The following is a 13,390-nucleotide window of genomic DNA, read 5'->3' on the forward strand; positions in this document are numbered from 1 at the left end:
TCTGAAATAATTCAAACAATATCATCCCTCTTTCCTCATCACAAAGCGGCGCAACCAAATATAAAGTGCTCCTCTACCACCATGATGGCGGGCCGCATACTCAAATGCGTGAACATAATATCGAAAAGCTGGTGTTGATAACCAATGAGGAACCAACCTATATAAAACACCATCACTTCCAGGAATTCTGCCTTTTCCTGTAATCACAAGGACATAACGCAATCTACTTCGTTGAGATGATTGTAGAAATTTTTTTAAGAAAAAATAAGCTTCTTCTTGCATATAACCGTGAAGATCAAGACGCGCTTCAAGTGGGTAATGACCTTTGGCAAGTTTATGGTGTACAACACGATCAAAGAAATGAACTTTATGTGCTTGTGTAACTGTCGCCTTTTCTCTTTCCACCATTGTTGGTTTCTGTTGATTTCCTTGAGAAAACAAAACCAATGGCGTTCCCTGCTGTTTTTTATTATCGATATTTTCAGTCTCTTTTGTAAGAAAAGAATAAGGCTTATTATTATTATGCAGTGGTATTGTGGTACGACACACCATCTCCCATAAAAAACGATCTTTTGAAGCCAATAAATCCCTTTTTTGTCTCCGTTGATTCGTGGACATTTCAATCTTCAATCTCTTATAAATCTGATTTATATGATTTCATAGAAAAAGGAGATCTTAATTTTCATCTTCTGTTGCAAAAAGCTTCCAATTTGGATCAGATGAAAGGCTATTGCGTACAAACGTCCAAATATCCTTAATTTCTACAATAGCATCAGGATCACCGTCTATAGACTCTCCCTTCTCATTATAGGTCATAGAAATCATTTCACTCACAATTCGCACAGTCAAAAATTGTTCCTTTTCTTGTATTTCTGCTGCGATAAACTCGATCTTATTAATTCCAACAAAAGTAAACTGGATTTTTTCATTGTTTTTTTCGCGTTGCTCAATAGCTGCACAAAACCTCTCAAAAACATCCTGAGAAAGCAACTTTTTAAGTTGATCACGATCACCTTTGGCAAAAGCTGTTACAATCATCTCATAAGCAACTTGAGCACCCTTTATAAAAAAATGAGGAGAAAAATGAGGATCATTCTGATAGAGTGCCCGTAAACCTTTATTCAGTGCACTGCCCTCTGGTGAAATCGCATCAATTTCATCAAAAACACTCTTTTGTGAATTGCCCTGATGAGGGAACGAAACAGCATTATCAGCCGTTTCTTTTTCAAGCTGTTTTTTAGAATTTCGAGAATAAGGATCAAAGGGAGGCTTTTCAAAACCAATCCGTTTTCCTAATACATTACGGAGTTGCACAAAAACGACAACCATAATAACAAGAGCGACGACAAGTATAATGTCAAATTCCATGGGCGTTGTTAATCTCCAAATCTAAGATGATCTGTAATAAACATTGCAGTCAATATCATTTATAAATAAATAAGTAAAATAGGGAATTTACTCTTCAAATATTTTTGTAACCCTTAATTCATTCATATTTTAAAAAATAGCTCTATAGTTTTCTATCCCAAACATCGAGAAGGGAATTTTCATGTGATAAAGTTTTATTCTATCAATCCTCGCTTTTTTATCCTCCTTCTCATCAGTGCTTTCTTGATCGAAATCGCCGGTTTTATTTTTGTTGGGAAAGAAATTGGAATTTTAGCAACTTTAAGTTTGGTTATTCTCACAACAATAATAGGAATTACTTTGTTGCGAATTCAAGGGCTTAATCTTTTTAAAAATATACAACGTGAATTTACCCAAGGACATACACTAAAAAATCATATAATGGATGATGCCTTCATCACTCTTGGTGCGTTTTTGCTTATTCTTCCAGGTTTTGTAAGCGATGTCTTAGGAATATTACTCCTTATTAAACCAGTCCGTACTGTCGTCTGGCATTTGTTTTCATCACTTAGTAATAAAATAAACACTCACACTAAAAACAATACCACCGCCCAAAATGATTCTGAAAAAATAATTGATCTTAAAGCAGAAGACTACAAAATTCATGATGCCATGGAATCTCCATGGCGTAAAAATGACGATAATCCTTGAAATGCCAAAAAATCTGTAACTGACTTTAAAAATAATCCAAGATAAGAAGGCGATTTCTTGCAACCTTTTGCGAAGCGTGATAACCAGCTTGATCTTTAGATCAAAAATAGAAATACACACAATGATGATGAGAGGTTCCTAATATGGCCGAAAGTGAAATGAATAACAACGGTGGAGAGCCAATTTTTTCTGTATTAACCCAATATTTAAAAGATTTTTCATTTGAAAATCCACGTGCTCCTCACTCACTGCGTCCACGTGAAAAGGCACCGCAAATCGATATTAACATTAATGTTAACGCTAATCCAATTGGTGATGATAATTATGATGTCGTCCTGTCGCTCTCAGTCAAAGCGAATGATGACGCTGAAACGTTGTTTCATGTAGAACTCATTTACGGTGGGGTTTTCCATATTAAAAATATTCCACAAGAACACGTAATGCCTCTCGTTTTTATCGAATGTCCCCGTCTTTTATTTCCATTTGCGCGGCAAATCATCTCTGACGCCACCCAAAATGGTGGTTTTCCACCTTTGTGGATTGATCCGATTGATTTTGCTGCTCTGTTTCAAAAGCGACTTGCTGAAGAACAAAAAGATACTCAGAGTCAGATACAACCATCCTAAAAGATTGTTTCTTTATTTTCAAAAAAAACCTGAAATATCATGGGCCTTTGTTTTTTTACAGTTTTCTCGCATGATAAGCAGCAAGCATTGCGATATTGACAACATCCGTATCATTTCCACTAAACGGTACAATCTGGACAGATTTTTCTAATCCAATCAAAATAGGGCCAATAATTGTTGCTTCACCAAGCTCTTGTAACATTTTGCTCGCAATAGAAGACGCATGATATCCAGGCATCACTAAAATGTTAGCAGGCTCCTTTAATCCCATAAAAGGATATTGCTGCATCAATTTCGAATTGAGTGCCACATCAGCACTCATTTCTCCATCAAATTCAAAGCTAACCTTACGTTCTTGCAAAATATGAACAGCATCTTGAATATGATGTGCAACCGGTCCTTTCATATAGCCAAAAGTAGAGAATGCTACAAAAGCTACCCGCGGTTGATATCCCAATCCACAAACAAAAGAAGCTGTCTGTTCTGCTATATCAGCAAGTTCCTCAGCATTGGGACTCTCATAAATAGCTGTATCTGCAATAAATACAGTGCGCCCACGACAAATGGCCATGGAGATACCAATCAACCGCTCCTTTGGTTTTTCACCAATCACGCGGCGTATATCAATCAATGCTGTTTCATAATTGCGTGTTACTCCTGTAACCATTGCATCAGCATCCCCCAATGCCACCATACAAGCAGCAAAATAATTGCGATCATTATTGATGCGACGATGACAATCACGTAACAACCAGCCTTGGCGTTGCATTTTTTGGTAAAGATAATTCGTATAAGCATCTGTGCGACAGGAGAGTTTGGCATTCATAACAGAAATACCTTCACGTTCAAGATCAATACCAGCAACAGAAGCTGTTTCCTTGACTTGCTCTTCACGACCAATTAAAATTGCTTTTCCTAGTTTTTGATGAACATAGGAAACAGCAGCCCGCATAACTTGCTCTTCTTCACCCTCTGCAAAAACAATTTGTTTCGGTGCTTGACGAACATGATTGTAAACACCACGCATTATAGAGGAAATAGGATCACGTCTCGCATTCAAATCACGTTCATAAGCTTCTAAGTCATCAATGTGCTTTTGTGCTACACCGCTTTCCATTGCTGCTTTTGCCACCGCCATAGAAACAACAGTAAACAAACGCGGATCAAAAGGAACAGGAATGATATAATTTCGACCAAATTTTAATCGCTTTCCACGATAAGCTTCTGCAACACTATCAGGTACTTCCTCATGAGCCAAATCTGCAAGAGCCCTTGCTCCAGCAATTTTCATATCTTCGTTAATGACCGTCGCACGTACATCAAGCGCACCACGAAATATATAAGGAAAGCAAAGAACATTATTAATCTGATTTGGATAATCCGAACGACCTGTTGCTACAATGGCATCATCACGCACTTGCATAACCTCTTCCGGTGTAATTTCTGGATCGGGATTGGCCATAGCAAAAATGATTGGTTGAGGCGCCATCGATTTTACCATCTCAGGAGTAAGTGCACCTTTAGCAGAAACCCCGAAAAACACATCAGCACCTTCCATTGCTTCAGCAAGAGTGCGTTTATCCGTTCGCACAGCATGCGCAGATTTCCACTGATTCATCCCCTCCTCACGACCTTCATAGACAACACCCTTCGTATCACATAATATGATATTCTCAGATCGAAAACCCATCGCTTTGATTAATTCAATACAAGCAATTCCCGCAGAACCAGCGCCATTACAGACCAGTCGCGTATTTTGCATATCGCGCCCTGTTAAAGTCAAAGCATTGAGAACACCCGCAGCAACAATGATCGCTGTACCGTGTTGATCATCATGAAAAACAGGAATCTTCATGATCTCACGTAAGCGACTTTCAATTATAAAACACTCCGGTGCTTTAAGGTCTTCAAGATTAATGCCACCAAAAGAAGGCTCCAAATGACGCACCAGATTGATAAAACTTTCCGTGTCATTCGTATCAATTTCCAGATCGATTGAATCAATATCTGCAAAGCGCTTAAAAAGTACTGCTTTGCCTTCCATAACTGGCTTGGATGCAAGTGCACCCAAATTACCCAAACCTAAAATAGCTGTTCCATTTGATATAACAGCAACAAGATTGCCCTTTGCTGTATAATCATAAGCTAACGCTGGATTTTGAGCAATCGCTTTAACGGGAATAGCAACACCTGGTGAATATGCAAGTGCTAAATCATGCTGCGTTGCCATAGATTTCGTTGCAACAATTTCAAGCTTTCCAGGCCGTCCACGACTATGAAAATCAAGCGCTTCTCGTTCACTCGCACTATAAATTGTTTGAGGCGTTTTCTGATCTTGTTCACTTTTTTTCATCTCACTTAGCTTTCCAAAAACAGTGTAAATTCCGCTTGATAATGCGTGTCATTATCCAATTTTAAAATTTGATTCATATATCAGAAATCGTTATGCTTGCTTTAACGGACCTGATCATACCTTTCAATTAAGAGATAATGAAGATAAACATTGAAGTAAACAAAAAAGGGCACTAAAGCCTCACATGAAGAAAACAGGCGCGTAAAAATGGATAATAAAGCCACCCATAAAAATAATTTAATCCCACAGGCCCCCCCTTCATCTGCTCCTCATCAACAGCGCCTCACACCTATGATGGAGCAATATATAGAAATCAAAGCAGTGAATAATGACTCCCTTCTCTTTTATAGAATGGGTGATTTCTATGAATTATTTTTTAATGACGCAATTGAAGCCGCTCAAGCTTTAGGAATCACACTCACAACACGCGGAAAACATTTGGGTGAAGATATTCCTATGTGTGGTGTTCCCGTGCATGCTGCGGATGATTATTTGCAAAAACTTATTGCCTGTGGTTATCGCGTTGCTGTTTGTGAACAAACAGAAGATCCTGCAGAAGCTAAAAAACGTGGATCAAAATCGGTTGTTCGACGCGATGTCGTTCGTCTTGTCACTCCTGGAACCATAACAGAAGAAAAGCTTCTTGATCCAGCGCGCGCAAATTATCTCATGACACTTGCTCGCATCAAAACCAGCGATGGAGAGGAATTTGCGCTTTCTTGGATTGATATCTCAACAGGCATATTTCGTGTAACAGAAAGCCGCAATGAAAAGCTTTTGGCAGATATTATGCGCGTGGATCCAAAAGAAATCATTGTCGCTGACTCTTTTTTTCATGATAAATCGCACAAATCACTTTTTGAAGTTCTCGGGCGTATCATTTCGCCTCAACCTGCAAATCTCTTTGATGCAATCACTGCTGAACGCGATATTTGCAATTATTTCAAACTCTCAACCCTTGAAGGTGTTGCCGATTATTCACGCCCCGAACTCTGTGCAATCGTCGCAGCCATTCGTTATATCGAAAAAACGCAAATCACGCATCGCCCTCCTCTCATGCGTCCTGAACGTCAAAATGAAAGTGCTACTCTTTTCATAGATGCCGCTACCAGACTGAGTCTGGAGCTTATTCGAACAACATCAGGTCAACGAGATGGAAGTTTACTCAAAGCTATTGATCGTACTGTCACAGGAGGAGGATCACGCCTTCTCGTTGATCGCCTCATTGCTCCTCTTACCTCACCTTCAGCTATTGATAAGCGTCTGGATTCAATAGATTTTTTTCTACACAATCCGTCCCTTGCAGAAGCCATACAATTGATTTTAAAAGGGGGACCAGATATGCCACGCGCAGTCTCACGGTTGGCCCTTGGACGAGGAGGACCTCGTGATATGGCTACAATCCAGCGCGGTTTTGAAATCGTTCGTGAACTTCATCAGCTCCTTAACAATGAATTGCTTCCTCAAGAAATAAGTGACGTACAACAAACTTTCTCATACCTCCCTACTGCTTTGCATTTTCATTTACAACAAGCATTAGCGGATGATCTTCCACTCCTTAAACGTGATGGCGGTTTTATTCGCCCACAATATCATAAAGAGCTCGATGAAATGCGCGCTCTACGCGATGAATCTCGCCGCGTTATTGCTGAACTACAAGCACAATATGCTCAAGAAACAGATATAAAAACTCTCAAAATAAAGCATAACAATATTTTAGGTTATTTCATTGAAGTCACTAATGTACAAGCGTCTGCTCTCACAAACAACCCACAAGCTAAAGCGCGTTTTATCCATAGGCAAACAATGGCAAATGCTATGCGCTTTACGACAACAGAGCTTGCCGATCTTGAAAGTCGTATTGCTCATGCTGCCAACCACGCACTGACACTTGAACTGGAAATCTTTGATACTCTTGTCCATGAAATTACCGAACAAGTTGATTTCATCCGTAAAGCCGCTGAAGCACTTGCCATTTTGGATGTCACCGTTGCGTTAGCACATCTTGCTGAGGAACAAGGATATTGTCGTCCTAAAATTGATCAGTCACTTACCTTTCACATTACGGCAGGGCGCCATCCCGTCGTGGAGCAAGCACTCCGAAAGCAAGCAGCAGAACCATTTGTTGCCAATAATTGTGATCTTTCTGTACAAGAAAATCATCAATATGCAGCAATTTGGCTTTTGACTGGTCCCAATATGGGAGGAAAATCAACTTTTTTGCGGCAAAACGCTCTCATTGCTATTATGGCACAAATGGGTTCCTTTGTTCCGGCTACTGCAGCGCATATTGGCGTTGTTGATCGTTTGTTTAGTCGTGTTGGTGCTTCTGATGATCTGGCACGGGGACGATCAACCTTTATGATGGAAATGGTCGAAACAGCAACGATTCTTAATCATGCAAGTCACCATTCCCTTGTTATTCTTGACGAAATTGGACGGGGCACATCAACTTTTGATGGACTTTCTATTGCTTGGGCTGCTGTTGAATATCTTCATGAAGTTAATCATTGTCGTGCTATTCTCGCTACGCATTTTCATGAAATGACAGCACTCACGCAAAAACTTGATCGCCTCCATAATGTAACAATGAAAGTCAAAAATTGGGATGGCGATGTCGTATTTCTTCATGAAGTTACAAAAGGAGCTGCTGATCGATCCTATGGTGTACAAGTTGCAAAACTTGCGGGACTTCCCGAAGCAGTTATTACACGTGCTACAGATGTTCTCTACCAGTTAGAAAAAGGCGAAATGGCCGGAAAAGGACATAAATTAATTGATGATCTCCCGCTCTTTTCTCTTAAAACGGACTCTCCTATCAATGAAAAAACAAACAAACATTGTGCACTTCATAAAGCTTTGGAAAATATCCATCCTGACGAACTCTCTCCTAAGCAGGCTTTAGAAGCACTCTATCACCTCAAACAACTTGAAAAAAATAATCCCCTATAGAAACATTAAATGAAGTGCTTTTTCATGATCGTTTTAAAGCAGTGTAACCATTCATTTCATTATCATTGCTTTTCTGTCTCAATCTCTCTTGATCAGCATAATGCATAGAGAGGAAAAGCCTGCACAGCATATTTTGGGGAACTTCATACGAACCAAATGAAATTCGCGGCAATGCGAAAATCATATTTACAATGACTTGAAGTATTCTGTTAAGTTCATTTAAATATTACGCAAGAGATGCAAAATCTCTAAACTTCCCTGTCTTTCATAAGATGAATTCTTTAACATCAAATCAAATACTACGAACTGCTCCTCTAGCAGCAGAAGTTGTCATTGCTGCATATGCTTTGAGAGCTTTGGAAATCTTGCGTTCACGCTCTTCAATTGGTTGCCAAGCTGTTTTTCCTTTTGCTTCCATTTTGGTACGACGATGCCTCATCTCAACGTCATCCACCACCAGATGAATAGTACGGTTAGGAATATCTATTTCTATGATATCCCCCTCTTCCACCAAAGCAATTTCCCCTCCTTCAGCAGCTTCTGGTGAAATATGCCCGATAGAAAGCCCTGAAGATCCCCCTGAAAAACGCCCATCGGTTATAAGCGCACAAACTTCTCCTAATCCTTTGGATTTGAGATAGCTTGTTGGATAGAGCATTTCTTGCATTCCAGGTCCACCACGCGGACCTTCATAACGAATTAAAACAATATCACCTGATTCAATTTTATCGTTCAAGATTGCTGCAACAGCGGAATCTTGGCTTTCAAAAATTCTTGCTGTACCTTTAAAAGTTAAAATCGACGGATCCACACCTGCTGTTTTCACAATACAGCCATCTTTGGCAAGATTTCCATAAAGAACTGCCAATCCCCCATCTTGCGAATAAGCATGCTCTCTATCGCGAATCACACCCTTTTTACGATCGAGATCAAGAGTATTATAGCGACAAAATTGACTAAAAGCTGTTTGTGTTGGAACACCACCTGGAGCTGCACGGTAAAATTCATGAACCGTTGATTCACGTGTCTGTTTTACATCCCAATGACAAAGAGCTTCCTTCATCGTTTTCGCATGAACCGTATAAACAGATGTGTCAATAAGTCCAGCAGCATCCAATTCCCCTAAAAGCCCCATAATACCACCAGCACGGTGAACATCCTCCATATGCACATTGGCAACAGCAGGCGCAACCTTGCACAAAACAGGAACACGCCGCGAAAGATTATCAATATCCGTCATGGTAAAATTGATCTCACCCTCTTGCGCCGCAGCTAAAAGATGCAAAACCGTATTGGTTGATCCTCCCATGGAAATATCTACGGTCATTGCATTTTTAAAAGCCCTGCGTGAAGCAATAGAACGCGGCAAAACTGTCTCATCATCTTCTTCATAGTAACGCTTGACCAATACAACAATCTGTCGTCCAGCTTCTTCAAAAAGCATTCGCCGATCTGCATGCGTTGCTAACACTGATCCGTTTCCAGGGAGAGAAAGTCCTAATGCTTCGGTCAAACAATTCATAGAATTCGCTGTGAACATTCCTGAACAGGAACCACATGTAGGACAAGCAGCACGTTCTATTTCCACAACTTCTTGTTCTGAATTATATTCTGAAGCAGCAGCAATCATTGCATCCACTAAATCAACAGTGCGATCTTGGCCTTTCCATCTAATCTTACCTGCTTCCATCGGTCCGCCTGAGACAAAAATGGTTGGAATATTCAACCGCAAAGAAGCCATTAACATACCAGGTGTAATTTTGTCACAATTGGAAATACAGATAAGCGCATCCGCACAATGTGCATTGACCATGTATTCAACAGAATCAGCAATGATTTCACGTGAAGGCAAAGAATAAAGCATCCCATCATGCCCCATAGCGATTCCATCATCTACAGCAATTGTATTAAACTCTTTTGCTACACCACCAGCAAGAGCTATCTCCTGTGCCACCAGTTGCCCAAGATCTTTTAAATGGACATGCCCTGGTACAAATTGTGTAAAAGAATTCGCAATAGCAATAATGGGTTTACCAAAATCAGTATCTTTCATCCCTGTTGCACGCCAAAGACCACGGGCTCCTGCCATATTGCGCCCATGGGTTGATATTCTTGAACGGTAAGAAGGCATTATTTTTTCCCCTCAAATAATTCCATTTTTTCTGTTGTGCTGTAAGTTAACCTTAAAAACAAGAGCGCGCTTATGAGAAAGAGAAAAATATCTTTCTTGAAACATTTAAATCACAAAATCCAAAGCTTACGCATAAGCTCCATTCGGCTGCTATTTTTCATAACCCCTTAAAGCTTTTTAATAGTTTTTACCGATATTACTTTTACGCATAATGCCATAAGTGGTAAATAACTCGCTTTTTTATACACATCCGGTAAATATTACTCATTTGCTTTTCGCTTTTATTATAATAAAGTTTCATGAAAAACAAAAAGAACATAGTCAGCAGTTGCAAAAAAGCATTATTTAAAAATCGTTTAAAAATACTGAGAAAAAACAACTACAGAATAGCATTTCTTAAAATGCATAAATTCCCGTTATAAATGGCAATGCCTTATGAGCAAAAATCTGTACCTTTTTGGTGGAGCTAAGCGGGATCGAACCGCTGACCTCTTGCATGCCATGCAAGCGCTCTCCCAGCTGAGCTATAGCCCCAAATAAAGGCGGATTCTTTTCCCAAAAGATGGTAAACAATCTCAGGGAGTTTCTAAAACGAGAGAAAGCGAAGATCAAGAAGAATTTGCATTCAATAAAAAGAAGACCTTCTTCCTTCTCTTAAATATCGTCATCGTTAGAAACACCACCTCCGATAATACCAGTAACATCATCATCGTCATCGTCTTCATCGTCAGACAAAAACGTGTCATCATCATCACCAAGATCCACATCACTATCTTCCAAATCAGGAAGATCATCATCTTTAGAATCGTCACCATCCTCCTCAAGAAGCATAAAGGCAGACTTTTCAAGTGCTGTATCAAGTTCTTCTGCATCCACTTCTTCTTCACTACTCGCTTCTGCTGCCGCAACCTCAAAATAAGAGCGTGGATAAGAAATCCCTGTATAAGGTGATACGATAGGGTCGCGATTAAGATCATAAAACTTCTTTCCCGTTTCTGGATCGATACGCTTCGTTCCAAGTTCTTGTTTTGCCATGAACCGTCCCTCTTTGATTAACTTAAATTCCATTAAAAGATAAATTTCATGGTGCTTAATCAAAAAACAATGTCTTTGTCAAAGAAAATACATCATTCCACAATGGATTTTCTCATGACGCTTTTCAAAGCATGTGCTAAAAGGTGCTTCTTCAATAAAATTCAGTTAAAAATAGATAGAACTTCTATGCAAAAAGCAATCCCCATAACCGCCTATAAATCTACCAATCTTTCTGGAAAAATTAGAATACCAGGAGATAAATCGATCTCCCATAGATCTCTTATATTGGGAGGATTAGCGAGTGGTGAAACACATATCCACGGACTGCTTGAAAGCGATGACGTTCTCAATACAGCTGCTGCTATGCAAGCTATGGGTGCTTGTCTACAAAAGAAAAACGATTTCTGGATCATTCGGGGAACTGGAAATGGTTGCCTTTTAGCCGCACAAAACCCTTTAGATTTTGGTAATGCTGGAACAGGTGTTCGCTTGGTTATGGGAATGGTTGGTCCTTATCATATGAAAACAACTTTCATTGGTGATGCCTCTCTCTCTAAACGCCCAATGAGACGTATTCTCGATCCCCTCCGTTTAATGGGTGTTGAAATTGATGCGCCCCATGGCGACTACCTCCCTTTAACGCTTTATGGACCCAAAACGGCTAACCCGATTCGCTACCGTATTCCAATGGCTTCTGCCCAAGTGAAATCAGCAGTCCTTCTTGCTGGACTTAATACTGCTGGCATCACAACTGTTATTGAACCCATTCCCACACGTGATCATACCGAAAAAATGTTAAAAGTATTTGGTGCTGAAATTGAGATAGAAACAGATATAGAAGGCACGCGTTTTATTCATCTCAATGGCCAACCACACCTTACCGGACAAACTATTGATATCCCAGGAGACCCTTCTTCTGCTGCTTTTCCACTTATCGCCGCCCTTCTTGTAGAAGATTCTGATATCACCATTGAAAATGTTCTTATCAATCCTTCCCGAATGGGATTTATTGAAACATTATGGGAAATGGGTGCGCAAATTGAGTTTTTAAACCAACGCCAAACAGGTGGAGAAGATGTTGCCGATTTGCGGGTCAAATCCTCAACGCTAAAAGGTGTAACGACCCCCAAAGAACGCGCTCCATCAATGATTGATGAATACCCCGCTTTAGCCGTGGCGGCAGCCTTTGCTGAAGGCAAAACCGTTATGCTCGGAATTGAAGAATTGCGTGTTAAAGAATCAGATCGACTTTCTGCACTTGCTCAAGGATTAAAAATGAATCATGTAGAGTGTGATGAAGGTCAAGATTTTCTCATAGTTCATGGAAAAGGTTCCAAAAAAGGATTGGGAGGAGGAAATGTTACCACATATCTTGATCATCGAATTGCCATGTGCTTTCTTGTTTTCGGGCTTGCATCAGAAAAGCCTGTTACTATTGATGATAAACGAATGATTGCTACGAGCTTTCCAGAATTTATCCCTTTTATAACACAACTTGGGGGAAAAATCTCTTGAAACCTTTTGTTATTGCAATTGATGGACCAGCAGCCTCAGGGAAAGGGACATTAGCACGAAAAATTGCTGCTCATTATCATTTTCAACATCTCGACACTGGTCTTACTTATCGCGGTGTTGCTCATGCACTTTTACAACAAAACTTAGCTCTTGATGATGAAAAAAGTGCTCTTGCCTGTGCCATGGAGCTTGATGTTCATACCTTAAATCCGGCTCTCCTTTCTTCTCATGAACTGGGTGAAGCCGCTTCAAAAATAGCACTCAACCCTGCTGTACGCGAGATTCTTGTCGCTAAACAACGTGATTTTGCTAAAATTTTGCCCGGTAGCGTGCTTGATGGACGTGATATTGGTACTGTCGTTTGCCCTGATGCCGATGTTAAGCTTTATATTCTAGCCAATGTTCAAACACGCGCAAAACGTCGCTATCAGGAGATTTTAAAAAAAGGAGCCCAAGCAGATTATTACGAAATCATGGCTCAACTTGAACAACGTGACAGCCGCGATACAACACGTAAACAAAGCCCGCTTAAGCCAGCGAAAGACGCCCACTTGCTTGATACATCAGAATTGAGTATAGAAGCAACATTTGCAGTTGCATGCACTTTTATTGATCCAATCATAAAAGTGCATAATTGAATGAAATCGTTAAGGTAATTTTCGGCCTAGCGCTAATTTTTCTTCCTATTTAAGAAAAAAGGCATGAAGTTACCCAGTGTTA

At 40.0% G+C, this 13,390-nt stretch carries 10 protein-coding genes and 1 tRNA gene; 5 read left to right on the top strand and 6 right to left on the bottom strand.

Annotated features, from left to right (window positions below; translation table 11 throughout):
* Window positions 1-21: 21 nt before the first annotated feature.
* Entirely contained in the window at window positions 22-618 is a 597-nt protein-coding gene (locus tag J7R10_RS00215) for a Smr/MutS family protein (protein ID WP_010704593.1), read from the bottom strand.
* 57 nt (window positions 619-675) lie between these two features.
* The gene (locus J7R10_RS00220) at window positions 676-1,368 is read right to left on the bottom strand and encodes a Tim44/TimA family putative adaptor protein (protein ID WP_010704592.1); all 693 of its coding nucleotides are present in this window, start codon (window positions 1,366-1,368) and stop codon (window positions 676-678) included.
* A 183-nt stretch (window positions 1,369-1,551) separates the two neighbouring features.
* Here J7R10_RS00220 and J7R10_RS00225 point away from each other — a divergent pair, with 183 nt between their 5' ends.
* Together J7R10_RS00225 and secB are read left to right on the top strand one after the other, a co-directional pair.
* Window positions 1,552-2,058, top strand: coding sequence for an FxsA family protein (locus tag J7R10_RS00225; RefSeq protein WP_010704591.1), 507 nt, complete (start codon window positions 1,552-1,554; stop codon window positions 2,056-2,058).
* Between the two features lie 143 nt (window positions 2,059-2,201).
* Window positions 2,202-2,684 (top strand): protein-export chaperone SecB, encoded by a 483-nt coding sequence (gene secB, locus J7R10_RS00230; protein ID WP_010704590.1) that lies wholly within the window; start codon window positions 2,202-2,204, stop codon window positions 2,682-2,684.
* 55 nt (window positions 2,685-2,739) lie between these two features.
* On the opposite strand, the gene J7R10_RS00235 is transcribed toward secB, so the two are convergent.
* Window positions 2,740-5,037 (bottom strand): NADP-dependent malic enzyme, encoded by a 2,298-nt coding sequence (locus J7R10_RS00235; RefSeq protein ID WP_208436363.1) that lies wholly within the window; start codon window positions 5,035-5,037, stop codon window positions 2,740-2,742.
* 207 nt (window positions 5,038-5,244) lie between these two features.
* Here J7R10_RS00235 and mutS point away from each other — a divergent pair, with 207 nt between their 5' ends.
* Window positions 5,245-7,989, top strand: coding sequence for a DNA mismatch repair protein MutS (gene mutS, locus J7R10_RS00240; protein WP_010704588.1), 2,745 nt, complete (start codon window positions 5,245-5,247; stop codon window positions 7,987-7,989).
* A 292-nt stretch (window positions 7,990-8,281) separates the two neighbouring features.
* Here mutS and ilvD read toward each other — a convergent pair whose 3' ends face one another.
* From ilvD to J7R10_RS00255, 3 genes are all read right to left on the bottom strand, one after another.
* Entirely contained in the window at window positions 8,282-10,120 is a 1,839-nt protein-coding gene (gene ilvD, locus J7R10_RS00245; RefSeq protein WP_010704587.1) for a dihydroxy-acid dehydratase, read from the bottom strand.
* Window positions 10,121-10,578: 458 nt separating this feature from the next.
* Window positions 10,579-10,654: transfer RNA gene (locus J7R10_RS00250), tRNA-Ala, on the bottom strand.
* Between the two features lie 120 nt (window positions 10,655-10,774).
* On the bottom strand, window positions 10,775-11,155 hold the full coding sequence (locus J7R10_RS00255) for a TIGR02300 family protein (protein WP_010704586.1): 381 nt from the start codon (window positions 11,153-11,155) through the stop codon (window positions 10,775-10,777).
* A 186-nt stretch (window positions 11,156-11,341) separates the two neighbouring features.
* On the opposite strand from J7R10_RS00255, the gene aroA reads away from it, so the two are divergent.
* Together aroA and cmk are read left to right on the top strand one after the other, a co-directional pair.
* Window positions 11,342-12,670: a 3-phosphoshikimate 1-carboxyvinyltransferase gene (aroA, locus tag J7R10_RS00260; RefSeq protein ID WP_010704585.1), complete on the top strand. Its 1,329-nt coding sequence runs from the start codon at window positions 11,342-11,344 to the stop codon at window positions 12,668-12,670.
* Window positions 12,667-13,308, top strand: a complete 642-nt coding sequence (gene cmk, locus J7R10_RS00265; protein WP_010704584.1) for a (d)CMP kinase — start codon at window positions 12,667-12,669, stop codon at window positions 13,306-13,308. Before aroA ends, cmk begins: the two co-directional genes overlap by 4 nt.
* The last annotated feature ends 82 nt before the right edge of the window (window positions 13,309-13,390 follow it).

Source organism: Bartonella vinsonii subsp. berkhoffii ATCC 51672 (genome assembly GCF_902825225.1).
Classification (GTDB): Bacteria; Pseudomonadota; Alphaproteobacteria; order Rhizobiales; family Rhizobiaceae; genus Bartonella; species Bartonella berkhoffii.